At 58.8% G+C, this 25,119-nt stretch carries 23 protein-coding genes and 1 pseudogene; 4 read left to right on the top strand and 20 right to left on the bottom strand.

Features of this window, described 5'->3' with window-relative positions; translation table 11 throughout:
- Positions 1-6: 6 nt before the first annotated feature.
- The 13 genes and pseudogenes from hisB to DRET_RS04920 form a co-directional block, all read right to left on the bottom strand.
- Positions 7-588, bottom strand: a complete 582-nt coding sequence (gene hisB, locus DRET_RS04975; RefSeq protein WP_015751434.1) for an imidazoleglycerol-phosphate dehydratase HisB — start codon at positions 586-588, stop codon at positions 7-9.
- Positions 569-1,543 carry a twin-arginine translocase subunit TatC gene (gene tatC / locus DRET_RS04970; RefSeq protein WP_015751433.1) on the bottom strand — a complete coding sequence of 325 codons (975 nt, stop codon included), beginning with the start codon at positions 1,541-1,543 and terminating at the stop codon, positions 569-571. Before tatC ends, hisB begins: the two co-directional genes overlap by 20 nt.
- The gene (tatB, locus tag DRET_RS04965; protein ID WP_015751432.1) at positions 1,540-1,962 is read right to left on the bottom strand and encodes a Sec-independent protein translocase protein TatB; all 423 of its coding nucleotides are present in this window, start codon (positions 1,960-1,962) and stop codon (positions 1,540-1,542) included. The genes tatC and tatB overlap by 4 nt, the downstream gene beginning before the upstream one ends.
- A 340-nt stretch (positions 1,963-2,302) precedes the next feature.
- On the bottom strand, positions 2,303-3,850 hold the full coding sequence (guaA, locus tag DRET_RS04960) for a glutamine-hydrolyzing GMP synthase (RefSeq protein ID WP_015751431.1): 1,548 nt from the start codon (positions 3,848-3,850) through the stop codon (positions 2,303-2,305).
- Positions 3,851-3,949: 99 nt separating this feature from the next.
- Positions 3,950-5,407 carry an IMP dehydrogenase gene (gene guaB / locus DRET_RS04955; RefSeq protein WP_015751430.1) on the bottom strand — a complete coding sequence of 486 codons (1,458 nt, stop codon included), beginning with the start codon at positions 5,405-5,407 and terminating at the stop codon, positions 3,950-3,952.
- A gap of 10 nt (positions 5,408-5,417) precedes the next feature.
- Positions 5,418-5,981 (bottom strand): tetratricopeptide repeat protein, encoded by a 564-nt coding sequence (locus tag DRET_RS04950; protein WP_015751429.1) that lies wholly within the window; start codon positions 5,979-5,981, stop codon positions 5,418-5,420.
- Positions 5,971-6,123: a CcmD family protein gene (locus DRET_RS13335; RefSeq protein ID WP_015751428.1), complete on the bottom strand. Its 153-nt coding sequence runs from the start codon at positions 6,121-6,123 to the stop codon at positions 5,971-5,973. The genes DRET_RS04950 and DRET_RS13335 overlap by 11 nt, the downstream gene beginning before the upstream one ends.
- Before the next feature lie 177 nt (positions 6,124-6,300).
- The gene (locus tag DRET_RS04945; RefSeq protein ID WP_015751427.1) at positions 6,301-7,005 is read right to left on the bottom strand and encodes a cytochrome c biogenesis protein; all 705 of its coding nucleotides are present in this window, start codon (positions 7,003-7,005) and stop codon (positions 6,301-6,303) included.
- Between the two features lie 26 nt (positions 7,006-7,031).
- Positions 7,032-7,706 carry a heme exporter protein CcmB gene (locus tag DRET_RS04940; protein WP_015751426.1) on the bottom strand — a complete coding sequence of 225 codons (675 nt, stop codon included), beginning with the start codon at positions 7,704-7,706 and terminating at the stop codon, positions 7,032-7,034.
- A pseudogene (locus tag DRET_RS04935) lies at positions 7,699-8,289 on the bottom strand (ABC transporter ATP-binding protein); the annotation flags it as partial. The gene DRET_RS04940 and the pseudogene DRET_RS04935, both read right to left, overlap by 8 nt.
- Before the next feature lie 68 nt (positions 8,290-8,357).
- A complete protein-coding gene (locus tag DRET_RS04930) occupies positions 8,358-10,259 on the bottom strand; it encodes a heme lyase CcmF/NrfE family subunit (protein ID WP_015751424.1) in 1,902 nt (633 codons plus the stop codon).
- 264 nt (positions 10,260-10,523) lie between these two features.
- The gene (locus DRET_RS04925; RefSeq protein ID WP_015751423.1) at positions 10,524-10,940 is read right to left on the bottom strand and encodes a cytochrome c maturation protein CcmE; all 417 of its coding nucleotides are present in this window, start codon (positions 10,938-10,940) and stop codon (positions 10,524-10,526) included.
- 33 nt (positions 10,941-10,973) lie between these two features.
- Complete coding sequence (locus DRET_RS04920) at positions 10,974-12,023, bottom strand: hemolysin family protein (protein ID WP_015751422.1); 1,050 nt, start codon at positions 12,021-12,023, stop codon at positions 10,974-10,976.
- A 264-nt stretch (positions 12,024-12,287) separates the two neighbouring features.
- On the opposite strand from DRET_RS04920, the gene DRET_RS04915 reads away from it, so the two are divergent.
- The 3 genes from DRET_RS04915 (at position 12,288) to DRET_RS04905 (ending at position 15,179) form a co-directional block, all read left to right on the top strand.
- Positions 12,288-12,896 (top strand): D-glycero-alpha-D-manno-heptose-1,7-bisphosphate 7-phosphatase, encoded by a 609-nt coding sequence (locus tag DRET_RS04915; protein ID WP_041281910.1) that lies wholly within the window; start codon positions 12,288-12,290, stop codon positions 12,894-12,896.
- A 139-nt stretch (positions 12,897-13,035) separates the two neighbouring features.
- Positions 13,036-14,172 carry a glycosyltransferase family 4 protein gene (locus tag DRET_RS04910; protein ID WP_015751420.1) on the top strand — a complete coding sequence of 379 codons (1,137 nt, stop codon included), beginning with the start codon at positions 13,036-13,038 and terminating at the stop codon, positions 14,170-14,172.
- An 8-nt stretch (positions 14,173-14,180) separates the two neighbouring features.
- Positions 14,181-15,179 (top strand): glycosyltransferase family 9 protein, encoded by a 999-nt coding sequence (locus DRET_RS04905; RefSeq protein ID WP_041282310.1) that lies wholly within the window; start codon positions 14,181-14,183, stop codon positions 15,177-15,179.
- Positions 15,180-15,258: 79 nt separating this feature from the next.
- Here the strand turns inward: DRET_RS04905 and DRET_RS04900 are convergent, their stop codons facing one another.
- Both DRET_RS04900 and DRET_RS04895 read right to left on the bottom strand, forming a co-directional pair.
- Positions 15,259-15,495, bottom strand: a complete 237-nt coding sequence (locus DRET_RS04900) for a hypothetical protein (RefSeq protein WP_015751418.1) — start codon at positions 15,493-15,495, stop codon at positions 15,259-15,261.
- 227 nt (positions 15,496-15,722) lie between these two features.
- Positions 15,723-17,480: an ABC transporter ATP-binding protein gene (locus tag DRET_RS04895; protein WP_015751417.1), complete on the bottom strand. Its 1,758-nt coding sequence runs from the start codon at positions 17,478-17,480 to the stop codon at positions 15,723-15,725.
- A gap of 128 nt (positions 17,481-17,608) precedes the next feature.
- On the opposite strand from DRET_RS04895, the gene DRET_RS04890 reads away from it, so the two are divergent.
- Positions 17,609-18,310: a DUF1614 domain-containing protein gene (locus tag DRET_RS04890; RefSeq protein WP_015751416.1), complete on the top strand. Its 702-nt coding sequence runs from the start codon at positions 17,609-17,611 to the stop codon at positions 18,308-18,310.
- Between the two features lie 645 nt (positions 18,311-18,955).
- On the opposite strand, the gene thpR is transcribed toward DRET_RS04890, so the two are convergent.
- The 5 genes from thpR to DRET_RS04860 form a co-directional block, all read right to left on the bottom strand.
- Positions 18,956-19,540, bottom strand: a complete 585-nt coding sequence (thpR, locus tag DRET_RS04880; protein ID WP_015751415.1) for an RNA 2',3'-cyclic phosphodiesterase — start codon at positions 19,538-19,540, stop codon at positions 18,956-18,958.
- Between the two features lie 81 nt (positions 19,541-19,621).
- Positions 19,622-20,359: a hypothetical protein gene (locus DRET_RS04875; RefSeq protein ID WP_015751414.1), complete on the bottom strand. Its 738-nt coding sequence runs from the start codon at positions 20,357-20,359 to the stop codon at positions 19,622-19,624.
- A 165-nt stretch (positions 20,360-20,524) separates the two neighbouring features.
- Complete coding sequence (locus DRET_RS04870; RefSeq protein ID WP_015751413.1) at positions 20,525-21,007, bottom strand: CinA family protein; 483 nt, start codon at positions 21,005-21,007, stop codon at positions 20,525-20,527.
- Positions 21,008-21,021: 14 nt separating this feature from the next.
- Positions 21,022-22,443 (bottom strand): sigma-54-dependent transcriptional regulator, encoded by a 1,422-nt coding sequence (locus tag DRET_RS04865; protein ID WP_015751412.1) that lies wholly within the window; start codon positions 22,441-22,443, stop codon positions 21,022-21,024.
- A 234-nt stretch (positions 22,444-22,677) separates the two neighbouring features.
- A complete protein-coding gene (locus DRET_RS04860) occupies positions 22,678-25,083 on the bottom strand; it encodes a c-type heme family protein (protein ID WP_015751411.1) in 2,406 nt (801 codons plus the stop codon).
- Positions 25,084-25,119 lie beyond the last annotated feature (36 nt).

The raw sequence follows: 25,119 nt of genomic DNA, 5'->3' as shown, positions 1-25,119 counted from the left end.
TCCTCCTTAATCCAGGGAGCCTTTTGTACTTCGGACACCCTGGCCCTGGAGCGAAACTCCCTGGGCCAGGGCGACACCAGTGCCTTTACAGGCCGACTCCAGCAGATGGTGTCCGTTTTGTCCATACAAAAAGCGGATATGCAGATTGAGTTGCGCCTTAAAGGCAAAGGACTTGAAGAACTCGCGCCAGACATCGCTTTCCTCGCCGCCGATCATCGGCGGGAGAAGGTCGTCCTGATAGACAAGATAGGGACGGCCGGAGACATCGACGACTACATCCGTCAGGGCCTCATCCATGGGCACGCGGGCCGTGCCGAGGCGGTGGATCCGGGTGGGGTCGCTGACGGCGTCACGGAAGGCCTGCCCCAGGCAGAGTCCGATATCCTCCAGGGTGTGGTGCGCGTCGACATGCAGGTCGCCCCGGCATTGCAGATCCAGATCCCAACCGCTCCAGAAAGCGATCAAGGTCAGCATGTGGTCAGCAAGGCCCCATCCTGTGCGGATCTTGATGTCACCGTTTCCATCCAGATTGAGATCGAGTTGGATGAACGTCTCCCGGGTCTCCCGCTCAATAGTCGTCCGGCGCATACCCGTCCTCCTTGCGCTCAGTGGTCGCGTCCTCATCCCCGTCGTCATCGTCCTGCTCGTCCGAAGAGGCGGCATCCTCCCGGAGCAATTCCTCTTCATGGGCCTCGGACGAGGCTTCGGGATCGCTGGCAGCTGTTTCATCAGCCTCTTCAGCCTTCGCGTTTGCCCCAGCCTCTTCCGCATCTTCTTTTTCCGGCCGTTTCTTGCCGAAAACAGCCGCGACCCAGATACTGAGTTCATAGAGCAACGCCAAAGGGCCGGCCATGAAGCTCTGGGTAACCATGTCCGGTGGCGTCAACAAGGCAGAAAGAATGAAAGCTATTAAAATAGCATATTTGCGTTTTTTCCGGAGCCAGGCGGCGTTCACCAGTCCCAGTCGGGCAAGGAAAAAGATGACCAGCGGCAGTTCAAAAACGACCCCAAAGGCGATCAGCAGCCGCATGGCAAACGAGAAGGCCTCGCGCATGGTCAACATGGGCCGAATGAGGTCCTCGGCAAAACCCATGAAAAATTTATAGCCCCAGGGGAAAACGATGGAGTAGCCGAAAATGGCTCCGGTGCAGAAAAAGGCCGCTGAGAAAAAGGCGATAGGGATGAGCCACTTGCGCTCATGCTTGTACAGACCGGGGGCGACAAAGGACCAGAACTGGTAAAAGATGAACGGGCTGGTCAAAAAGAGCCCAGCCACAAAGGCGACCTTGATATAGGTAAAAAAGGCTTCGTGGGGGGCGGTGTAGATCAGCGTACTCCCTTCGGGCAGGGCCTTGTACAAGGGGAGCATCAGATAATCAAAAAGCTTTTGGGCGAACGCATAGCAGGCGACCATGCCCACCAACGCAGCCACAACCGAACGGACAATACTTTTGCGCAAGTCGTTGAGGTGATCGATCAGCCCCATGCGGCCTTCATCGGCCGTCTCCTGCTGGGTGGCGGTTTCCGCCGCTGATTCGCTCATGCCTTGGGCTCCTTGTCCTCGCCGGATCCAGATTGGGGTGTCTCAGCCGAGACCGTCCGGTCCTGTCCGTTTGCTTCGCGCTGAACGGTTTTTTCCGTGGAGGCCACCGCTTCGTCCACTTCTGAAGGGGAGTCTGAGGCCGCTGTCTTTTCCTGGTCACTGGCTTCCTGCTGTTCGGCACGCTTGGATTGTTCGTTCTTATCGCCGAACAATTCTTTCTGCGCGTCGGAACGCTTCTGCTCGCTGTCAGAACGGTCGGCTTCCATATCAATGGTATGCTTCAAATCCGAACTCATGCGGCGAAACTCAGCCATCCCTTTTCCCAAGGTCCTGGCCAGTTCCGGGAGCTTACTCGGCCCAATGACCACAAGGGCCACGGCAAGAATGATCAATACTTCGGTGGTTCCGATGCCGAACATGGTTTTCCCCTTTGCTCACGGCAAACGCCCGAACACCGCGATCGTGCCGGGCTGGCGTTGGTATGAGGCCCAGCGGCCTCGTGGACAAAAACCGCGCGCCGGAGAAGCAGATCTTCCCCCGGCGCAGCTAAGCGCATGGCCCGTCCGGCTCTGCAGGTGCCGGACTTCCTGAATCCAGAGTCCCTTCTGGAATTCAGTCCCCCGGGTGAAGGGAATACACGGGGAGGCCATTTGTGGCCATCGCCCGGGGCACTGCAGGACAATCGAGCCCCGGAACCACGCCACGCGCCATTTTCAAACCGTAGTCCAATTCCGGGGTCGGTTCACAGAGCCAGTCGCCCTATTCCCACTCGATGGTTCCAGGAGGCTTGGAGGACACGTCGTAGACGACCCGGTTCACTCCTTTGACCTCATTGATGATCCGATTCGAAATCCGACCCAACAAGTCGGGTGGCAGCCTGGTCCAATCTGCCGTCATGGCATCGACACTATCGACCACCCGCAGGGCGATAACGTGTTCATAGGTCCGCTCATCACCCATGACCCCAACGGTCTTCAAGGGCAGCAACACCGCAAATCCCTGCCAGACTTTGTAATACCAACCTGAGGCCATGAGTTCATTATGGACGATTTTATCCGCCTTACGCAAGATCTCCAAGCGTTCCGGGGTGATTTCCCCGATCACTCGAATCGCGAGCCCCGGTCCGGGAAAGGGGTGGCGCCAGACCAGGAAATCCGGCAATCCCAATTCCACAGCCACCTTACGAACTTCATCCTTGAAGAGTTCGCGCAACGGCTCGACCAGGTCCATTTGCATCCGTTCCGGCAATCCGCCAACGTTGTGATGACTTTTGATAACCGCAGAGGGGCCCTTGAAGGACACGGACTCGATGACATCCGGATACAGCGTCCCTTGAGCCAGATACTGGACGTCCTTGATCTCCTTGGCTTCTTCCTCGAAAACCTCAATGAAGGTATGGCCGATGATCTTCCGTTTTTCTTCCGGGTCTTCAACACCGTGGAGCCGGGACAAAAACCGGTCCTGGGCCTGAACATACTTGAGATTGAGATCGAAATGCCGTCGCAAATACTGTACGACCTCTTCGCCCTCGTCCTGACGCAACAGCCCGTTGTCTACAAAAATGCAGTGCAATTGCTTCCCAATAGCCTTGTGCAGCAAAACCGCCACTACCGTGGAGTCGATCCCGCCGCTCAGGCCGCAAACCACCTTGCCGTCACCGATAAGCGTTGGCAGGGAGTCGCGCATAGTCTCCACAAACGAGGCCATGGTCCAGTCCGGGGTCAGTTCGGCGACATCGAAGAGGAAATTGCGCAGGATCTGGTCACCGTCTTCAGTGTGCACCACTTCCGGGTGGAACTGCAGCCCATAGATCCGGCGATCGGCACTGCCCATGGCCGCCACATCGACTTGCGGCGTCCGTGCCAGGACCGTAAACCCCTCCGGCGGGGCCATGACCTTGTCCCCGTGGGACATCCAGACCTTGACCGGGTCCTGGAAATGCATCCCGCTCCACAACGGGGACTTCTCGATGACTTCGACCTCAGCCCGACCGTATTCCCGATCCTGGGCCGGGACGACGTCGCCGCCCAAAAGTGTGGCCAGAAGCTGCATGCCGTAACAGATTCCCAAAATGGGAATGTCCCACTCCAAAATAGCCGGATCCACGGCCGGGGCGTCCGGATCGGTGACACTGGATGGCCCCCCGGAAAGGATCAGGGCGCTGGGCTTCATGGCCTGCAACTCGTCGATCGGAGTGGTGCAGGGATGGATCTCGGAGTACACGCCGGCTTCCCGGACCCGCCTGGCGATCAGTTGGGTGTATTGGGACCCGAAATCAAGAATCAGGACTCTATTTTCTAAATGCATGCCGACCTCATCAGCGGTAAAAAATACTTTCAATACGGGACCGTCCCGTCTGTCCACGGCCTTGTGCTATACGACCACCGAAAGATACGCGCAGGGTGATCAGGGCGACTCGATGCGGTAGTTGGGCGCCTCTTTGGTGATAACCACATCGTGGACATGGCTTTCCCGCAGTCCGGCCGGGGAGATCTGGACGAACTGGGCCTCTTCCTTGAGTTCTTTGACCGTGCCGCACCCGACATAGCCCATGCCAGAGCGCATGCCGCCCATAAGCTGATAGACGGTTTCTGTGGCCGAGCCTTTGAAGGGCACTCGGCCGACAATGCCTTCCGGAACGAGCTTTTTGGAGTCGTCCTGGAAATAGCGGTCCGAACTCCCGTCCTTCATGGCATCAATGGATCCCATACCGCGGTAGATTTTGTACTTCCGACCCTGGTAGAGGATGGTCTCCCCCGGGCTTTCTTCTGTCCCGGCCAGCATGGAGCCCATCATGACCGAATCGGCTCCGGCGGCCAGGGCCTTGATGACATCGCCGGAAAATTTCACACCACCGTCGGCGATCAAACATTTGCCGTGCTCATTGCAGGCCTTGGAGACTTCCATGATCGCCGAGATCTGGGGCACTCCAACACCGGCCACCACGCGGGTGGTACAAATCGAGCCCGGCCCGATGCCGACTTTGACCGCGTCGGCTCCAGCCTCGAGCAGGGCCGAAGCTCCGGTATAGGTGGCCACGTTGCCGGCTATAAGCTGGCAGTCCGGATGGCTGCGCCGCAACGTCCTGACCGCCTCGATAATATTCTTGCTGTGGCCGTGAGCCGAATCCACGACAAGGACATCAACGCCCGCCGCCAGAAGGGCTGCCGCGCGCTCATCCCGGTCGCCCCCAGCGCCCAGGGCGGCGCCGACCCGCAGACGACCGAGTTCATCTTTGCAGGAATCGGGATATTTCTTGACCTTTTCGATGTCCTTGATGGTGATCAGGCCCCGCAGATTATTGTCTTCATCCACGACGAGCAGCTTTTCAATCCGGCTGGCGTGCAGGTGCTTCTTGGCCTCTTCCATGGTCGTGCCCACAGGCACGGTGACCAGATTCTTGCTGGTCATGACGTCGGCGACCGTGGTCTGCAGATCCTTGACGAAACGGACGTCACGGTTGGTCACGATCCCGACCAGATGGCCCTCGGTGACCACTGGCAAACCTGAAATGCGATATTCCGACATGATATCCAGGGCCTGAGCGATGGTATAGTCCGGTTCCACGGTGACCGGGGAAACGATCATGCCGCTTTCGGATTTTTTGACTTTCTCCACCTCCAGCCGCTGCTGATCAATGGTCATATTCTTGTGGATGATGCCGATTCCCCCGGCCCGGGCCATGGAGATGGCCATCCGGGATTCGGTCACGGTGTCCATGGCCGCGCTCAAAAGCGGCACATTCAAGCGGATCTGTGGTGTGAGTTGGGTCCCGACATCAACCGTGTCCGGCAGGACGTCGGAATAGCGGGGAAGCAGCAACACATCATCAAACGTCAGCCCGGTTCCGGTAATCTTGTCCATTATGACTCCCTTATTGCTCTCTTTCCTGCGCCAATTCAGCCTTAGCCTGCTCTCGCAATTCCGCCGGCGCCTCGGAGGCGTTCGCAACGGTTTGAAAATGGGAACGGGCCTTGTCCGGTTGTTGCAGAAAATGTTTATACACGATGGCCAAATTGTAATGCGTGCGGTAGGACTGCGGGTCCTCTTCCAGCGCCTTGCGCAGGTAGGTCACGGCTGTCTCGAATTGCTGCATTCGAAATGAAGCCATGGCCATCCCCTGAAGAGCGCGCATGTTCGCGGGTTCCTGATCCAGGACCCGCTGCCAGAAGGTAGCCGCACGATCCCAGGCTTCCATTCGGGAAAACGCGATAGCCAGACGCGACAAGGCGTTCACGTCGCCAGGGTTCTCCTGCAACTGCCCCATCAGGGCAGAAATCTGCTCCATGGAACCGCCGCCCGATTGCGGTTGGTTGGTTTGCACCACCAGGCTGGGATGCATGGTCCGATAAACGACAGAACCCGCGAAAAGGATCACCAGCCCGGCGCCCAACGCAGCCAGAACACATTTATTCAACGCCGGGAGGTTAGCTGTCATAGCTGTCCTCATTTTCAACTCGCTCCAGTTGATGCAAGCGCATATCAATACGGCGCTGCTGCAGGCTCAGAAAGCCCAGGTACAGACTCACGCCGGCCCAAATCGCCACATTGGCCGCCAAAACATATTCTATCGCTGCCATGGATACCCCATTTTTTGGCTTGATGACTGTGGAAAAAATCTGAACTCACAGCCCGTTCAAACTTCCAAAAGAACTCGCCCTGAAATTCAAGGTCGCGGCGCACTTCTTCCTACGTAATAGATTAAAAATACTGCAGATTTTTTTATTAAGAGATATTCAACGGTCAGCAAAGAGGCCTCAACGGCTCAAGTTCGCCACCAGACTCTCCAAACGCTGTTTGCTCACATACTGCTTCCAGCGCACCGAAAGCAACAACCCGAACAAGGCCCCCCAGGCACAGAGACAGACCAGCACAGTCGTCCACATTTCCGGCTCCAGGCCACCCGACTGACTGCCCAGCACCGAAGGGTGGATCGAACGCCACAACCGTGCAGAGAGAAAGACCAGCGGCACATCCAGGAAGGCCACCACACCAAGTACAGCACACAAAAAGCGCCTTTTCTCAGGAGCGAGTCCGGACCCGCGGAGCACGAGATACGCCGCGTACACGAACCACATGACCAGGGTCGTCGACAAACGGGGGTCCCAGGTCCACCAGGTATTCCAGGCCGGTTTGGCCCAGAGCATGCCAGTAACCAACGCCAGACCGCTCCAGAGGACGCCGATCTCGGCTGCAGCCCCGGCCAGACCGTCCATAAGTGGACTCTTCTTCCACAACACCCCGATACTGCCGATAAAAACCAGAAAAAAACTGATCAGGGCCCACCAGGCCAGGGGCAAATGGAAATAGAAAATCTTCTGCACCAGCCCCATCGTTTGTTCCACCGGGGCATAATACCAGATAAAATATTGGCTGATCCCCAAGGCCACTGCCGTGGCTACGGCCACGGCCCAGACTGCTGTCGGGGAGAGCCCCCCGGGGATCTGCTTCGCCTTCTCCACATTATCCTCCAGTACTCATCACTGCGCTAATGGCCGGCGTACACGAACGGAAACAACAACAGCGCCGCACCGGTAAACAGGGCGTCAAAGGCCCCGACAACGCCCATCCAGCTTCCCCAGTCGAGTTGCATCGCGGTCCCGGCGACCAGGCCGCCGCCCAGCCGAATCCCGGCCAGAAGCAAGGGGACCAGCAAGGGAAAAACGATAATGGACAACAGGGAATCCCGCCCGGCCTGTCCCTGTCCCAGCGCGCCCAGCAAGGCCCCCAGGACGACCAGGCCCCAGTCCACAGCCACGAGCAGGCCCAATCCGGGCAGGACCTGCTCCACAGGAGCTGCGCCTAAAAAAACGATCACCGCAGGATACAGGATGCTCTGAACGACAAGCAGTAGCACGCCGCCGCCGAGCGCCTTGGCCAACCAGACCGCCTGCGGGGAAAGCGGACTCAACAATAACCCCGTACGGGCGTTGTTGTCCTCTTCGAGACTGAACAGGGTGTTGAAGATCAGAATCAAGCTGAAGGCTGAGGCGAGCCAAAATATCGCCGCCACCCATTGAGGCGGAACCGGAGTGCCGCTTTGTCGGGCCAAGCTGAAAACAAAGACGAGCAGCAACCCCAAAAGCGCTGCTTGGGCCACGCCTTGCCCGCTTCCACTGACAAGACGGACGTCCTTGCCGATCAACGCGAATAAGCTAGCCACAAAGCACTCCTTGGGCCTCCCGATACGCCGCGGCCGAGGCATGCTGCTCGCCATGTTTGTCGGAAAGCGCCACCACCGCATCGGCTTTGGGCAAATCACGTTCCGGATCGTGGCTGACCCAGAAGACACAAGCCCCACGAGACCGCATCCGGCCAATCTCCTGGCCCAAAAGGCCTTGCGAGGAGGCGTCCAGGCCGGTACTCGGCTCGTCCAGAAAAAGCAGCCGGGGCTGTAACAGCAGCAACCGCCCCAGACTCAGACGCTGGGCCATGCCCCGGGAAAAATGGCCGGCCTCTTCGTAGGCCACGGCCTGAAGTCCCACTCGCGTCAAGACCTCCAGGACCTGCTCTCGGTCGACGTCGCGCCCGTAGAGCCGGCCCCAGAAAAGGAGATTTTGCACCGCGCTCAGACGGGGATAGATAAAGGTTTCGTGCCCCATATAGCCAATCTCGCCAGGCTCGACCCGGCGGTGGACCGTTCCTTGCGTCGGGGACAATAACCCGCTGAGAACCTTGAGAAGTGTCGATTTCCCAGCCCCGTTCGGGCCGAGAACAAGGTGCACTTCGCCGGCAGCGGCCGTGAGGAAGAGTTTACGAAAGACCGCCTTATGGCCGTAAAATTGGCTTATGCTACGTGCCTCGATAAGGGTGGTCAATGGCGCCCCCCCGGCTTGGCCACACGCCGCAGACACAGCCAGGGCAAAAGGCACATCAGGGTCCCGCCGATCCACAGCCAATTGACCAGCGGATTCACACTGACCTTGAGGCTGATGATCTCGTCCTCAGTAAATCCGAGCAGCGTGGCGTAGAGTTCGTCGCCAAGGCCAGGCAGCACCGCTGCTTCGGCGAAGGGTTGTTGGAAATTGCGGTACATCCGGCGCTCGGGCACCAGACGGCCGATGGTCTCGCCCTTTTCATTACGCACTTCCAGCACGGCCTTGAATGCGGAAACGGCCGGGGTCATATCCTGATCAAAACCGGTATACTCGACTTCATAGCCATCCACTTGCAAGACCTCGCCCTTGTCCAGGACCGCTTCCGTGGTGGCCTTGTATGGCCCGGAAAAGGCGATCCCGACAAAGACCAACGCCAGACCGAAATGGACCCCGTAAGCCCCCCAACTTACCCGTTGCCGTCTGGACGCCGGAGCGACCACAAAAATCAGGACCGTGCTCACGCAGGTAGCAATTCCCCCGGCGGCCGCCAAAAGAGGCCAGAGATCACGGACCCCGACGAACCACAATCCGCCAAGCGCAAGGACAAAGGCCGCGATCGAGGCCCCGAGGGCTTTGGGGTACCGCGTTCCCCCTTTCCAGGTCAGCCAGGGGCAAAAGACAAGGAAAAGGACGATAAACGTAAACAGCGGCAGGCAGACCCGGTTGTAAAACCCAGCATCCAGGCCGACCGGGTTCTCAGTCCACAAACGGCTGATCACCGGCCACATGGTCCCCATCATGACCACCACCCCCAGCGCGAGCAGCAGCCAAGCCACCAGAAGCATGACTCCCTGTTTGCTGGTGATCCCACTCAGAGGACGGTCTTCGGAACTCCGGTCCACAAAGGCGATCAGGGTCACCAACGCCAGTGAGACCAGGATCAGGAGAAACAAAGGCTGCCCCACCCCGCCACTGCCGAAGGCGTGCAGGGAATCAATGACCCCGCTACGCACGAGATAGGTACCGAAAAAACAGAGCACCAGGGTCAGGCCGATCAGAAAGACATTACTGCGCCCCAGGGCCTTGCGCCGTCGTCCAATAAGGGAGGTGTGCAAAAAGGCGCTGGCGCTGAGCCAAGGGATCAGAGAAGCGTTCTCCACTGGGTCCCAGGCCCAATACCCGCCCCAGCCGAGTTCCATATATGACCACCACGAACCGAGAATGATCCCAGCGGTGAGGAAAATCCAGGAGACCAGCACCCAGTTTCGAGAGACGTCCATCCAGGACACCGGTTCGCGAGTCAATTTGGCGGCCAGGGCCAGACAGGCCGGTATGGTGAACCCGGCATATCCGAGAAACAGCAGCGGCGGGTGGAAAATCATGCCCGGGTGCTGCAAAAGCGGATTGAGCCCATTGCCCTGATCCAGAGCGGGCTCCAAGCGGAGAAACGGATTGCTCGGTCCGGTCAGGACGTAAAGAAAAAACGCCTGGACTGCCAGAAAAAAGGCCCAGGCGTATTGACGGGTCAGGGGGGAGACACGTTGATAGGATGGGCTCAACCGCCATACAACTCCCAAGGCAGCCAGGCACACGCCCCAGAAAAGAAACGAACCTTCCTGGCCAGCCCAGAACGCGGTCAGGGCATAAAACTGCGGCAAAAAGGAATCAGTATAGTCAGCGACATACGAAAAGGAGAAATCCCCGGTCCCCAGGGCCCACAATAAAATGGCCGAGGCCAGGAGCATGAGGCCGGTGATCAGCCATTGCCCCTTTTCGATCCAGGGTAAGGGAGCGGTCGTCGACCGCCAGGCGGCAGCGCAAGCACTCACGCCCAGACCGGCGGACAGGAAAAGGGCCAGCAACAGAGCGAAAAAAGCCAGAAAATGTGGTGTCAACACGTATACACGTCCTTATGGTCTTAAAGAAACCCGGGCACGCACCCTCCCGGAGCAGCGGTTCAGAACAGAAAATCCCGCCTGAGCGGGATTCGCGTTGCAGGCAGACCAAGCGCCTCGCTGGCCGTCAAAGACTCCAAATCTCTCAGACCGTCCAAAAATCCCAAGAGACGGCGACAAAAAGTGCAAGACCGTAGCGTATCGTGAATACGGAAGAGGTTGAACTTGTTGCCGCAACGCAGCCTTTGGGAGATTTTCAACGGCCTGCTAGCCTTGCTCCTCTTTCTTGTACTTGGAAGGACATTTGGTCATCAGGTTATGAGCCCCGAAAACCCCTTCCGGCCGGGCCAGACTGCCCTCAACAATGACTTCGACACCTGGTTTAAATGTGTCGGGAACCACTCCCGAGTATTCTACCCAGATGACTTTGTCCTTGTTTTCCTTGTCCTGCAGGGCAAAGCGAACGCCCATGGCGTCCTCATTGCGTTCAATGCCTTGGGCGGCCACAGTGCCGAACAGGCGGGCCTGGCCCAATTCCTGGGTCTCCATGGCCAGCGCTTCAGAAACATTCAAAAAATAAACACTATTGGAACTCAGACCGGAAACCAGCAGATACCCCAGTCCCCCGGCCAAAAGCAAGAAGGCAAATACATACACCCATTTGGAACCGCTTTGAACGGACATAGGCTCTCCTTTACAGTGGGTTGGAGCGTCTCGTCAGGAATGCGATTTCCGCCGCTCCTGCACCAACTTCTCCCGGCGCTGCCGGGCCAGTTCCCGCATGTCCACAACTTGGTCGGTTTCGTCAACTATTTCGTTGCCAAGAATTTCTTCGAGAACGTCTTCCAGGGTCACCACCCCGGCAAGTCCGCCGTATTCGTCAAGGACCACCGCCAAGTGCATCCGTGACTCCAGAAACTGGACCAAAAGCCGGTCCAGGGTCAGGCTTTCCAGGACAAAGTGGGCAGAGCGCATCAGATCGCTGAGATGCCGTGTGTCCTGGTCGTCGGCCAGTGCTTCGAGCAATTCACGGCGATAGACGATGCCGATGACTTCTTCGGGATCATCGCCTTCATAGACTGGGATCCGACTGTGGGGCCAGACCAATTTGGCTTCCCGGGCCTCGGCCACGGTCAAATGCGCCGGCAGGGAAAAAATGACCATCCGTGGGGTCATAATATCTTTGACCCGTTTGCTGTCCAGGGTCAGGATATTCTTGATGGACATCTCTTCGTAGGGCTTGAGCACTCCAGCCTGGCGCGAGAGGCTGACCATGGCCCGGACATCCTCTTCCGAGGCCTCCGGACCGAGCTTGCGCTTACCCAAAAAACGGACCAGATAGCTGGAGACGTTCACAATGGGCCGCATGACAAAGACCAGGAGGTGTAAGGGGCGCGCCACCCACAAAGAGAGCCCCCGGGTATACACGACGCCCAGGGTCTTGGGAATGATCTCCGATAGCAGGAGGATGGCCAGGGTGAAGAAAACGGAGAAGGCGAACAGGGATTCTTGGCCGAACACCTGCGCCGCCGCTGCACCGGCCACAGAGGCCCCCGCAGTATGGGCCACGGTGTTCAGGGTCAGGATGGCGGTGATCGGCTCGTCTACATCGACTCGGAGCCGGTAGAGGAGTTCCCCTTTGCGCTCCCCCGACCTCCGGAGCTTTTCGATATGACTCCACGGGACTGAATAGAGCACAGCCTCGGCGACCGAACAGAGGAAGGAGATGCCGATGGCCAGCCCAACCGCGAGAACGAGTTGCAACATTGCTTGGTTCGAGCCCTTTGTCTTGACAAATCCAATCGAGAGGAAAATTTCTCCCTCGGGAAGAAAAATATAGCAGAAGGGTTTTCCCCCTGCAATAGGATGGGATTGGGCCCCGAGGCCAGAAGGCAAAAAAACTGGATCCGTGGGGACGCTTCACCATGTTGGAGCGGGTGCCAGATGGGGACAAAATTCTGCTTGACCTTTGCCCTAAAGGAGAGCATTGAAGACGACCCTATCGACGCGCTCAGTGTCAGGGAGGACCCAATGCACCCTTTCTATCACGACATTTTGCTCGATCGGGACGGCACGGTCATTGAAGACCGGCATTATCTCCACGACCCCGATCAGATCCGCTTTCTCCCCGGGGCGCTTCCCGGCCTGCAGGCCCTTGTCCGAGCGGGGTGCCGGTTGTTCGTGGTCACCAACCAATCAGGTATTGGACGCGGCTATTTCTCCCGCGACGACTACGACAACGTAGAGCGCCGCCTTGATCATTTACTCGCCCGGCACGGTGTTGTCCTCAGCGCCAGTGTCTACTGTCCCCACTCTCCTTCAGATACGTGTTCCTGCCGCAAACCGGCCCCCGGGCTGGTGCAGACACTCATTGAGCACCACGGCCTCCAGCCGCGGCGCAGTATCGTTATTGGGGACAAAAAAAGCGACATTCGGCTCGCTGAGACTGCCGGCCTCGGCGGTGGAATTCTTGTGGCTACCGGCAAGGGTCGTCACGAGGCCGAGCACCTGGGGTGCCCGCCCCTGGGGGAAGAGGCGTACCTGGAATGTGCGCAGTCACCGGCCGGAGCCCCGGTTCTGTTCGCCCGGGACCTCGAGGCCGCGGCCGAATGGATTCTCAAAGCGCCTCCCGCAGCGTAACGCAAACAGGAAATCGGCTGGCCCTCAGGCGCTGCCTTTTGGCTGATGATTGACTTTTTACGCTGATCAGTTACCGGAATTCAGGATATCGACACGGCCGAGAGCCGTGCAAACCCATTGTTGAAGAATCAGGTGCCATATGCGTATCGGATTTGACGCCAAACGGGCGTTTTGCAACACCACCGGACTGGGCAATTACAGCCGGGGCGTGATCAAGAATATGTGCACATACCACCCTGAGCACACCTATTTTCTGTACACGCCGCCGCCCCAGACCAATCTGTGCACCAAAACCATAACCAAGAAGTGCGTCCGCGTCCGGAAGCCCAAAAAAGGGCTCAGCCAGAAAGTCACCCCCTTGTGGCGCTCCTTCGGGCTGGGCAATGATCTGGCTCAGGACCGGATCGATATATACCACGGCTTGTCCAACGAACTGCCGTTTCGGAACAAGAAAAACGGGTTGAAGACGGTGGTCACCATCCACGACCTCATCTTCATGCGTTACCCGCACTATTACAATTACCTCGACCGCCAAGTGTACAAGGCGAAATGCAAATACGCCTGTCAGCACGCGGACAAAGTCATCGCGGTCAGCCAGCAGACGAAAGAAGACATCGTCACCTATTTCAATGTCCCCTCGGACAAGGTCGAGGTCGTCTACCAAAGCTGCGGGGAAGTCTTCTACAATCAGTTTGAACGGCCCAAGCGGCAAAAGATCCTGCAGGAACTCGCTCTGCCCGACGACTTCATGCTCTTTGTCGGGTCGATCACCGAGCGCAAAAACCTGATGCGCATCGCCGAGGCCCTGGCCATTCTCCGAGAACGGGAGAAGCATTTCCCGCCGCTGGTCGTAGTAGGGAAAGGCAAGGAATATAAGGAAAAAGTCCTCTCCTTTCTCAAAGAGCACAAGCTCGGGGAAAAGGTCATTTGGCGCACGAATCTCCACATGCGCGACCTGGCCTGCCTGTTTCAGCAGGCGAAGCTCTTTCTCTACCCCTCCCAGTTCGAGGGATTCGGCATTCCGATTATCGAGGCCCTGTTCAGTAAGACCCCGGTCATCACCTCCAACGGTTCCTGCTTTCCGGAAGCCGGGGGACCGGATTCCTGGTATGTTGATCCCGACAGTCCCGACGAACTGGCCACAGCCATGCAGACCATCCTCTCCGACAAGGAACTGCAGAAACGAATGGCCGAACGGGGATTTGATTACGTCCAACGCTTCCACAAACAACAGGTCACCGAGGACCTGATGCAGCTCTATCTCTCCTTGCGATGAACACAACCATGCCGGTTCCCGACCTGCCGCTTGTCGTCCGGCTCAGTTCCCTGGGCGATGTGGTCCTGACGACAGGACCTATCGCCCATTGGGCTGTGTGCCTGGGCAAGCCCTTCGTGGTCGTGACCAAGCAGGCCTTTGCACCGATATTCAAGGACCACCCCGGTGTGGCTCGCATCGTGCCCGTGACAACGGCGGACTTGACCCTCGCGGGCTGGCTGCGGCTCTGCCACCGGTTGCGACTGGCTCACCCGCGCAGTCCCCTGATTGATCTGCACGGGACAGTTCGCACCCGGCTATTGAGCGCCGGATGGCGGGGAGACCTCAAACGCTCCCCCAAATACACATTTTCCCGCCGCTTGCTGCAGTACCGCCTCGGCGCCGCGAGCAACTACCGCCGTTTGACCCGGCTGACCATCCCCCAACGCTACGCCCAGGCCCTGCACGACCATCCGCCTGCGCCGGAACTCCTGCGTCCGCAAATCCACTTGACCGACGCAGAACTCATGGCCGCCGACCGGCTTGTGCCCCACGCAGGCCGGGCCCCTGTGGTCGCTTTGCACCCCTACGCCACCCATCCCGACAAGGCTTGGCCCGCGACGCATTGGTACCAGTTGACCCGGCTTCTTGATCAGCAAGGGATCCAGTGGCGTGTACTCGGACGCGCTGAGCGTCCCCTTTTTCCCGGTGACAGCCGGGATCTGACCAATCAGACCGATCTGCGCACCAGCGCGGCGCTTATCTCCCGGTGCACGGCCCTGGTCAGCGGCGATTCCGGCCCGATGCACCTGGGAACTGCCGTCGGGACTCCGGTAGTCGGTCTTTTCGGCCCCACGACCCGGCATTGGGGGTTCGCCCCCTCCGGCTTCAGAGATCAGATCCTGGAAATTCCCCTGTCTTGCCGCCCCTGCTCCCTGCACGGCCAACGTCCCTGTCCCCACGACAGGAAATGCCTGCGCGACATCTCTGCCCACCGGGTCGCAGAGGCCTTGGCCGCGCTGCTCTGACCGCATCGCAGCCCCTAAAGCCGCCTTCCTCACACCTTTTGAATAATGCCAAAGTGCCTGTTTCTCGTGTCACCAGGCCTCAGGCTTCCATTCCCAACTGGGCGGCAATCATGCTCGCATCCCGGTTCCGCGCGCTCACACCGAGCTCCTTCGATTCCCCCACGCAGCGCAGGATGCCCTCGATAATCTCCACCCGACCGGCGGCCAGGACGCGGGCGTAGGGAATCTGCTCCCGCATCTCCTCATGCCGGATTTTTTCTGGAAAAATGATGGGTACCGGCTTGCCCGCAAAGTCCTCAAACATGATGTAATGCATTGCCTTCACTCCTTTCTGGCTTGAATAAGCCTGTATCCCTGACCATTTTGTACACGACCCGACTCACGGATCAAAAAAACCACGTCGCGACTCCAGCGACCCGCGCTTCTGGCATCGCATACCAAACGCAATGTGGACAAGCACCATGCCCACTTTCACGGTCCACACGGTTCGCCCGTCGAGTCCCTCTCCAGGCTCAAGCCCAACAAGCCCGGCAAAAACGGTGGCTATTCGCACAGCGCTCCGCCGCTTTGCACCCGCCACAATCCGGCATAGACCCCTTTTTGGGCCACAAGTTCGTTATGGGTGCCGTATTCGGCCACGCGGCCATCGACCAGAACCATGATCGACGAGCTCTGACGCACCGTGGACAAGCGGTGGGCCACGGCAATCACCAGACGGTCGTGTTGCAGACTCTGGAGATTGTCCTGAATCAATTCCTCGGTCTTTGTGTCCACCGAGGAAGTCGCCTCGTCCAAGACAAGAAGCGGGGGATTGCGCAGCACCGCCCGGGCCAAAGAGATCCGCTGCCGCTGTCCCCCTGAGAGGCTCAGCCCCCGTTCGCCGAGCAAGGTCGCAAAGCCCTTGGGCAAAACCTCAATAAACTCCAAAGCCCCGGCGATACGGGCCGCTTCGCGGACCGCTTCACTGGAGGCCTCGGGTGAGCCAAGCCGGATGTTGTCCTCGACACTGCCCTGGAAAATAAAGGCGTCCTGGGAGACATACCCTACCTGCCCGCGGACGCTGGCCAGGGTCAGCTGGTCGAGATCCCGACCGTTGACCTTGATGCGGCCCTGTTCCGGGGCGTACATGCGCAGCAGGAGTTTGACCAGCGTCGATTTTCCGGCCCCTGTTGGCCCGACCACTCCCAGCATCTCTCCCCGACCTACAGCAAAAGAGACATTTTGGAGTATCGGCATCTCGGGCTGATAGGCAAAACTGACGTTTTCGAATTCTAGACGTTCAATGGGCTCAGCAAGGGCAACGGCCCCGGCCGCATCCTGAATAAGCGGCTGCCGCTGAAAGACTTCCTGAATGCGCCGCGCCGACGCTTCGGCGCGCTGGACCTGATTGAGCAACCGCCCCACGGCGAAAATGGGCAAAATGAGCCGCATGGCCAGAAGAATAAATGTCGCATACTCCCCGAGACTCGGTCCGGCCGGGCGGGCCGCAAACCATCCGCCAAGTCCAATGAGCAGGGCAAAGGCTGTTCCCGCGATCAGGTAAATCAAGGGAATGAACCTGGCCCGCTCCCACAGGGCGGAACAGACCGAATCCCGGTACAGGGAGGATTGTTCGTTGACGAAATGGTCCTGCTCGGCCTCGGCTGTATAGGCTTGAATGACTTCCATGCCGTTGATATTGTTTTCGACCAGACTGTTGATACGCCCGACGGCCTGTCTGGCCTGCCGGTACTGCGGCTGAACCCGGCGGGCGAAAAAACGCACCGCCCACAATGCCAGCGGCAGCGGAACAAACAACACCAAAGCCAGTCGCCAGTCCAAATAGAGCAGGATGCCGTAAACACCGAAAAAGGTAATCACGATCCGCACCAAGCTCGTGCTGGTATCCGAAAAAAAGGTCTCCAGACTGTCCACATCGTTGGAGACCACGGCCAGGATATCCCCGGTCTGCCGTCGACCGAAAAACGTCATGTCCAGACGTTGCAAATGCCGGTACAACGCCGTGCGCAGATCATGGCGGACCTTCTGGGCCATGGTTCCGAGATTGTAACTGCTCAAGGACTGGAAGACAGCAAGCCCGGCAAACGTCGCTAGGACCAGCAGGGCATAAGTCACAAACCGGTCCGGCAAGACACGCCCCTGCTCAATAGCGTCCACGACCTGCCCGACAATGAGGGTTGGCAGGAGGTCGAAAAATCGGGCGCACCCGTTGGCTCCAAGCCCCACGGCGATTTGTCGCTTGTAAGGCCAGGTCAAAGGCAGCAGTCGCCACAAGGCGGATTCACGAATAGCTTGGTGCATGGCTCACGCAGGAAACAGTTTAAAGGGGTGTATCGCACTCCCGGAAAGCACCCTCTAGGGCAAGCCGGGCAACCAATCTCGGAGAAGAATTCTTACCACTTGTTCATAAGAACAACAAAGGAGCCTGTATGCCGAGGCCCCCGTACTTGTATTTCCCGTTTTTGATGTTCGCCGCCCTGGTTCTTGTCGTTGGGCTGGTCTTCCTGTTCGCCCTGATTCAGGTCGGAGCGATCAGCATAGCCTTTGCCAAACTGGGACTCAATCCCAATCAGGCAGTCCTGGTCCTGTTCGCTATCTTGTTCGGCAGCATGGTCAACATTCCCGTGGCCACACGTCCACGCCCCCGATCTCCCCAATCCTCCGCTTCCAGATTACGGCGTCCCTACTGGCGTCTGCCGCAACCCCAAAATACTGCGGCCACCCAGCAGCGTATCGGGCTCAATGTCGGCGGGGGTCTTATTCCCGTTCTCTTGTCCCTGTATTTTCTGCAGACCATCGGGGTTTCCCTATCCCTGCTCCTGTGTCTGGCCCTGGTCACCGGCATTACATACAAAACCGCTCGCCCGATCCAGGGAGTGGGAATCGGGGTTCCAGTCCTGATCCCGCCGGTAGTCACTGTCATGGCGGTCTGGCTTTTCACCCCGCTGGAACAGCAACCCCAGACAGCCTATATCGCCGGCACCCTTGGCACCCTGCTCGGCGCTGACCTCCTGCACCTGCTGTCCCCGCGCACCCGGCCATTATTGGACGCCCCGTTTCTGTCCATCGGCGGCGCCGGGACCTTTGACGGCATCTTCCTGACCGGCATCCTGGCCGTCCTGCTCACCTGATCGCGCTCTCTTCCCGCCCAAACTGGTTCCGGGGTTTTGCCTCCGGACTGGAAGGTTCCTGCGCCCGGAGAGCAATCGTCACCTCTACCCTGCGCGCGAACAGGCGAACACCCTCCGCCTCAAAACCACACCACGCGCCTTTTCCAGGCCGAGGGGCAAAATTCCGGAACCAGACCCAGACTGCCGCCCCGATCCGGTTCCGGGGTTTTGCCTCCGGACTGGAAGGTTCCTGCGCCCGGAGAGCAATCGTCATCCCTGCCCTGTGCGCGAACAGGCGAACACCCTCCGCCTCAAAACCACACCACGCGCCTTTTCCAGGCCAGAGGGCAAATTCCGGAACCAGCACCCAGACAGCCGCCCCAAACTGGTTCCGGGGTTTTGCCTCCGGACTGGAAGGTTCCTGCGCCAGGAGAGCAATCGTCACCCCTGCCTTGCGCGCGAACAGGCGAACGGTCTCTGCCTCCAACCCACACCACGCGCCTTTTCCAGGCCGAGGGGCAAAATTCCGGAACCAGCACCCAAAACCCAGGCCCGGGGTGTGCACGGAGACAAAGACAAACGTCCAGGTCCCTGCCGGAATACAAGCTGGAACCTGGACGCTTCAGTCAGCAATTCGTTTGCCAGACCGAGAGAAAATATCCACAGTCATGGCGATGCGCCGCTCGCATGGCGATCGCGCAAGGCATACCGCTGGACCGCGGTGTAAACTGGCCCCTTGGGTGTCAATTCGCTTTGCCAAAGCACAAACTCGGCGATCTGGCACGAGGGCCATTGCTTCTCGCCAAGGCTCCGAAATAGCGCCTCCCAGCTGTCCCCGCGTTCCTGCTTGACCCGCGCCAGAGTCAAGTGGGCCCGAAAAGGCCGCCCGGGCGGCTGTATCCCCAATGGGGCCAATACAGACCAGATCTGGTCGGCCAGCGCCGCACTTTCTTGCCTGCCGTGCTGCAACCCCACCCAGAGCACCCGCGGCTTCTTGCCCGGCGGGAAAGCGCCGCCCCCGGCCGCTTGGAGCGTGATGGGCGCACTGTGCACAGCTTCCAGGGCCTGGCGCACCCGTTCGGCCTCGGCGGAGCGTGTGTCACCGAGAAAAGCCAGGGTCAGGTGCCAATTGCCGGGCCGTGTCCAGCTCAGACGCGACCGTAGCTTGGGCGCCCATTCATCCCGCAGTGCTTCCAATCCCTGTTGATAGGTTTGCGGAAGCGGAAGTCCAATAAATAACCGCTGACTCATCGTTCGCCTCCCGAAATTCTGTCGCAATCAGGCGGCACCGTGTCTGCCATCCCGTCCCGGTGGCATTCCACGTTCGGAAGCTTACTTTTTGCGCCGCATAAAGACGACATAAATCAGGACCAAAACGCCGCCAATGGCAAAGGAGGTCCCAAGCACGCGACCGAGTTCCCGGAAATTGATGCCCCGAAACAACGGATACTGGTCAAGTTTGCTCTTGGCATAGCCGTAGCCTTCCTCCATACGGACGCTGTCCACCATGCGTTTGAACTTGGGCTGACAGGTCGGAGATTCGTCCTCATGACAAAAAAGACTCAGCTGAAGCAGACCGTTATTAGTGTAGTACATGGCGTTGGCCATACGCAGGGTGCCGGCCCCTTTGAGGGCAAAATCCATGTCAGCGCGCAACAGACGCCGCTGCGCTTCGTAGTGAAAATCGCTCAAGGTGCTGTTGGCGATATGCTCTGCGGAATCGGATTTTTTGAGGTTGGCCTTGATCTGACTGTTCATCTGCTGGATCTCAGGTTCCGGGACCCGTCCCTGGTCGTGGACGCGCACCAGGATATAGGGGTAGTCCAGAGGTGCTCCGGACCGGGGATAGAGGACATAATCGAAAGGGATATCTTTCAGATCCTGACCGTTGGACCCGGTGACTTCTTCCTTCATCTTTCCCGCTCCCTCCCGGTCCAGAACCACCCAGTTCTGGGGGGCGGTCAAACGGAACCCCTCGTCGAACGAGACGGACTGCTGGGCCAGACCAGTGGAAACAGCACAACAGGCCACACAGACAAGACTCAGAAACACAACCCGAAAACAGGACATATGTTCTCCTTTCTCCTCGCCCCGGCGCTCCACCGCGGCGTTTCGCATTGCACGCTTTGCACCGACACTCCGCGTCGTTTCGGCCTCACAGCCGGTCGCTTCCTGACAGGAGTTCGGCCCCGGCGACGGGGAGACTGCCGTTTGAGGCTCGCCCCATCCAGCGTTCTATTGACGCACATACGTTTCCAATCGCTCCAGGGCCATCAACGCGGACTGATTTTTGACCGCCGCGCGGTCGCCCTGAAATACAAACCGTTCACTATACACCGCCTCCGGCAACCGCCAGGCGATCCAGACCGTGCCCACCGGTTTGGCTTCCGAGCCTCCGCCGGGTCCGGCCACCCCGGAAAGCGCCACAGCACAGTCGGCGTGGCACTGTCGGGCCACCGCACAGGCCATGGTCTCGACCACAACCTGACTGACGGCGCCATGCTCCGCCAGGGTCTGCTCGGCAACCCCGAGCAGCTCACGTTTGACCGCATTCGCATAGGCGATGATGCCGCCGGCAAACCAGTTCGAACTCCCAGCCACCGAGGTCGCCCAATGCCCGACAAGTCCTCCGGTGCAGGATTCGGCCGTGGCCAGGCACCAGCCGCGCCGGACCAGGTTCTCCCCCAGTCGCGTTAGTAGCGGTATGGGAATCTCCATAACCTCCCCCTTCATCACGACGATGAGGGCTGCCGGAAATCCTTGGCCTGGATATCCAGCCGCCGCAGAATCTTTTGTAATGAAACCCGTTCCAGACCGCTTAGTCGGGCGGCCTCGGACACATTGCCCTCGGTCTCCCGGAGCACCGCCTGGACATAGGAACGGGTGAAATCGTCCACGACCTGGGATTTGGCTTCCTTGTAGGGCAAAATCCTTTGCTCCTCCGGGCTTTGACTGTTGCCGCCGTCCACGATGCGCACCACATGGTGGTCTACCGGCCCCTGTCCGGAAAAGACGACCAGCTTACGCATAAAATTCTGCAATTCGCGGACATTGCCGGGCCAGTTCCGGGCACTGAGAAGCGACATCGCCTCCGGACGGATCTCCTTGGGATCCGTGCCCATTTCCTGGCAGGTCTGGCGGACAAAGGCGTGGGCCAGAAGGGGGATGTCTTCCTTGCGCTCCCGCAGGGGCGGCACTCGGACGGTGAGGACATTGAGACGGTAAAAAAGGTCTTCGCGAAAACTACCGTCCTGGATCTTGTCTTCCAGATCCTGATTCGTGGTCGCCACTATGCGCACATCAATGGACACGCTCTTGCTCGCCCCGACTTGGCGGATCTCCTGCTCCTGTAAGACGCGCAAGAGTTTGGTCTGGATGTCCGGAGTAATGTCTCCGATTTCATCGAGCAACAAGGTTCCCTTGTCTGCTGTCAGAAAAACCCCTTTGTGCTCCCGGTTGGCCCCGGTAAACGCCCCCTGGACATGGCCGAACAATTCACTTTCCAGGAGTTGATCCGGGATCGCCGGGCAGTTCACAGTCAGCCACGGCTGGTTGGCTCGGGGACTCATCTCGTGGACTGTCCGGGCCACCAATTCCTTGCCGGTTCCGGATTCACCGAGAACGAGCACCGTGTAGTCCGTGGCCGCGACCATCTCCAGGTGGTCTTTCAAACGAGTCATGGCCGCGGATTCCCCGACCAGGCGGGACCCGGATGCGCCGGAGCCGACCTTCTCCCGCAACCGGTGATTTTCCCACAGCAACCGGCTGCGCTCGAGTGCTTTTTCCACCACCCGCTGCAGGTCCTGATAATCTACGGGCTTGGTCAAAAAGTCGTAGGCGCCCACTTTGAGGGCCTCGACAGCGCGTTCGATGCTGCCATATGCCGTGAGCAGCACAACGCTGACCAAGGGATCGATGTCCAGAGCCTTGGGCAAAAGCGTCATCCCATCCATACCCGGCATGCGCAGATCAGTGAGCATAACCCCGATGCGGCGCTGGGAAAGGTGAGCAAGGGCCTGCTCCCCGTCATGGGCGACAAGACAGGTGCAGTCGGGAAAGGCCCGTTCGAGAATCCGCTTCAGGCCCACGGCAAAATCCTGTTCATCGTCGACTATCAGTATATCGAATACAGGAGCCTCTGCCGTCTCAGACATCGGCGACCTCCTGAGGTAGTGTCAATTTCAAAATCATCACGTCTTTCCGCTCACTCTCGTAAACCCAATACAAACCGCACCGTTGCCATAGCTGTTTATTCAGACTGCTCTCAAAGGTCAGCGGCCCCGGTCAGCAATCCCGATCCCGATTTTGATCCCGATTGGGATGCCTCATTCCTGTCGAGGAAGGGGGGCCTTCGACCTTTGCGCCGCTCTTGGAATTCGTCTGGAACGCTACTGGTCTGCCGAGGCCGGAAAGCGGATCGTAAAACTTGCCCCGGCTTTCGATTCGACATCGATGCGACCGCCCAGTTCCTCGACCAGTCCGTAGACCACCGCCAGACCAAGCCCGGTGCCAGCCCCGACGCTTTTCGTCGTATAAAAAGGATCGAAGATCTTCTCCATGTCGTCCTTGCTGATGCCGGGGCCGTTGTCGGTAATGCGCACCCGCACGGTGTCCGGGGCCTCCTGACGGGTCTGGATCACAATCCTCCCCTCAGCGGGATCCACCGCGTCCATGGCGTTCATGAGCAGATTGGAAATGATCTGCTCCAGGATCGAACAGGTGCCGTTCACGGTGGGTACCCCTTCACCCAGATCGGTCTCCAGCGTGATCTCCCGGGCGGCGGTCTGCACCGAAAACACATCCACTATGGATTCCACGACCTCGTTGATGTGGCAGGCTCCCTTGGGGGATGGCTTGCGTCTGGCGAAGTTGAGCAGATCCTGGACCACTTTCTGGGCCTGCTTGGCATGTTTTTCTATGGTCTGCACATCAGAGAGCGCCTGATCGTCCTGAACTGTAGTTCGCAGCAATTCCACGTAGCACAGGATGACGCCGAGGGGGTTGTTGATCTCATGGGCCAGGCCAGCCGCGAGTTTTCCCACGGCGCTGAGTTTTTCTGCGCGCTGGACCTGTTGCAGCATCTGCTTTTCCGAGGTGTTTTCCCGGGCATAGACAACAACGCGGTCCATGACTTCCTCGAATTTGGGCAAGGGATACACGCTGACCCAAAAGGAGCGCCCGTCAGGGAAGGTGATATCCTGCGCCCAGGGACGGCCTTCGGTTAACGTGCGCTCGAGCACTGGCTCGCCGTCGCCTTCCAGACCCAGGGCCCGCCGCAAAATGGCCGGATTGGCTTTCTGTTCGCCGTCGGTATCCAAAAACGTCTGAGCCCCGCTATTGGCGATAAGCACACTGCCCCGCCCGTCCACCAACAACAGGGGATCGGAAATGCCGTCAAAGACCGACTGCAAAAGATCCTTTTGGCGCATGAGATCATACAGAGCGTGGATATTCTCCAGCGAGATGCCGACCTGCTGTCCCAGGGCCAGCAAAACCTCTTCACTATGGCGCTCCCGCGGGTCCGTCTCCCAGACCAGGCTGAGCACTCCCCAGAGCTGATCCTGGGATCGCACCGGAATATACACGGCATGGCCGTCGAAATGGAGATGCCCTTCCAGGGCAAAGTCCTTCCACTGTTCCGGCAAAGGCGCGATGCTGTTGGGGTCGGGCCATCCAAAGGCCTGATTGGACAGCGCCAAACAATAATAGTTGACCTGTTTGGCCTTGAATCGGCGCCCGAACAGTTCCAGCGTCTTGAGCAGGAGATCGTTGGTGTCCTGGCTGTTGTTCAGGTGGTCGAGCAGGTTGACGAAGAGATGGACGTCCGCATGGCGATCTTGGGCCTCCAGGCGCAGTTCATGCGTCCGCTCGGCAACACGGTGCTCTAAATTTTCCGCGTAATCTATGAGTTGGCGCCGGGTATCCTTGAGATAGGCGGCAAGTTCCTCGGTGCCGAGAATGAGTTCCTCGATCTCATCGTGGTCCTGGAGCTTGTCCAGGAGTTGCTCTTCGCGCTCACCGGGGAAATGGCGCCGGAAGACGCCTGTCAGGCGTTGCAGATTGTGGACGATGAGGCGCTGGAAATAGACCGAGATCATACCGCTGAAAATGAGCATGGCCGCCAGATAGAGCATCAGGTAGCCCAGCGTGGTGTCCTTGATCTGAGCCACAGCATGCTGGACTGGAAACCCGGCGCAAACCACGCCACTGGTCTCTCCCACCGTATGCCCGAATCCCCGCGAAGTATCGTATTTTTTCAAAAGCTCCTTCGGCGCGTCCTGGGGCTTGCCGTGGCATTGCATACACCGCTTGGTGAAGGTCACCGGCCGCGCCGAGAGATAAAAGCGCTGGCCGTTGAGCGTCTCAAACCCTTCCCAGTGCGAACTCTTCGGGTTGGACCGGAAATAGCGGATCAACTCCTTTTCGAAGTCGTTCGGCGCGTAGTCCGGGTTTCGGGCGTTGAAGGCCACGCGCCGGTAGTAATACTCGGCGTTATTTGGTGCAGAAAGGCCTTCCATGACTTGCCGGGAGATGTAGGACGAAGACATGGCCTGAATAATGAACTGCTGTCTCGGCAATTCCTCGAACATGGTCGGGCGCAGAGTGGTACGCACATACTTTTGCACCGCGTCGACATTGTTCAAAATCAGATTCGACTTCTCGCTGACCTCGGAGACATACAGGGCGTGGAGGTGAAAATACAGGATTCCCACAAAGATAAGCCCGAGCAACAGTGCTCCTGTGCCGAGCCCGATCAGGAACTTGGTTTGGATGGTCAGTGTCTTCCAGCGCATGGGGGAAGGTGTTTCCTCCTTTTTACGATAAATGAC

It is taken from the genome of Desulfohalobium retbaense DSM 5692 (assembly GCF_000024325.1).
Lineage (GTDB): Bacteria > Desulfobacterota > Desulfovibrionia > Desulfovibrionales > Desulfohalobiaceae > Desulfohalobium > Desulfohalobium retbaense.
Note: the sequence above shows the minus strand (reverse complement) of the source record. Positions and strands in the feature narration are given on the sequence as shown.

Excerpts from the sequence above, each read along its gene's own strand:
- hisB (WP_015751434.1), bottom strand. The coding sequence starts at position 588 with ATGCGCCGGACGACTATTGAGCGGGAGACCCGGGAGACGTTCATCCAA.
- tatC (WP_015751433.1), bottom strand. The coding sequence starts at position 1,543 with ATGAGCGAATCAGCGGCGGAAACCGCCACCCAGCAGGAGACGGCCGAT.
- tatB (WP_015751432.1), bottom strand. The coding sequence starts at position 1,962 with ATGTTCGGCATCGGAACCACCGAAGTATTGATCATTCTTGCCGTGGCC.
- guaA (WP_015751431.1), bottom strand. The coding sequence starts at position 3,850 with ATGCATTTAGAAAATAGAGTCCTGATTCTTGATTTCGGGTCCCAATAC.
- guaB (WP_015751430.1), bottom strand. The coding sequence starts at position 5,407 with ATGGACAAGATTACCGGAACCGGGCTGACGTTTGATGATGTGTTGCTG.
- DRET_RS04950 (WP_015751429.1), bottom strand. The coding sequence starts at position 5,981 with ATGACAGCTAACCTCCCGGCGTTGAATAAATGTGTTCTGGCTGCGTTG.
- DRET_RS13335 (WP_015751428.1), bottom strand. The coding sequence starts at position 6,123 with ATGGCAGCGATAGAATATGTTTTGGCGGCCAATGTGGCGATTTGGGCC.
- DRET_RS04925 (WP_015751423.1), bottom strand. The coding sequence starts at position 10,940 with ATGTCCGTTCAAAGCGGTTCCAAATGGGTGTATGTATTTGCCTTCTTG.
- DRET_RS04920 (WP_015751422.1), bottom strand. The coding sequence starts at position 12,023 with ATGTTGCAACTCGTTCTCGCGGTTGGGCTGGCCATCGGCATCTCCTTC.
- DRET_RS04915 (WP_041281910.1), top strand. The coding sequence starts at position 12,288 with ATGCACCCTTTCTATCACGACATTTTGCTCGATCGGGACGGCACGGTC.
- DRET_RS04910 (WP_015751420.1), top strand. The coding sequence starts at position 13,036 with ATGCGTATCGGATTTGACGCCAAACGGGCGTTTTGCAACACCACCGGA.
- DRET_RS04905 (WP_041282310.1), top strand. The coding sequence starts at position 14,181 with ATGCCGGTTCCCGACCTGCCGCTTGTCGTCCGGCTCAGTTCCCTGGGC.
- DRET_RS04900 (WP_015751418.1), bottom strand. The coding sequence starts at position 15,495 with ATGCATTACATCATGTTTGAGGACTTTGCGGGCAAGCCGGTACCCATC.
- DRET_RS04895 (WP_015751417.1), bottom strand. The coding sequence starts at position 17,480 with ATGCACCAAGCTATTCGTGAATCCGCCTTGTGGCGACTGCTGCCTTTG.
- DRET_RS04890 (WP_015751416.1), top strand. The coding sequence starts at position 17,609 with ATGCCGAGGCCCCCGTACTTGTATTTCCCGTTTTTGATGTTCGCCGCC.
- thpR (WP_015751415.1), bottom strand. The coding sequence starts at position 19,540 with ATGAGTCAGCGGTTATTTATTGGACTTCCGCTTCCGCAAACCTATCAA.
- DRET_RS04875 (WP_015751414.1), bottom strand. The coding sequence starts at position 20,359 with ATGTCCTGTTTTCGGGTTGTGTTTCTGAGTCTTGTCTGTGTGGCCTGT.
- DRET_RS04870 (WP_015751413.1), bottom strand. The coding sequence starts at position 21,007 with ATGGAGATTCCCATACCGCTACTAACGCGACTGGGGGAGAACCTGGTC.
- DRET_RS04865 (WP_015751412.1), bottom strand. The coding sequence starts at position 22,443 with ATGTCTGAGACGGCAGAGGCTCCTGTATTCGATATACTGATAGTCGAC.
- DRET_RS04860 (WP_015751411.1), bottom strand. The coding sequence starts at position 25,083 with ATGCGCTGGAAGACACTGACCATCCAAACCAAGTTCCTGATCGGGCTC.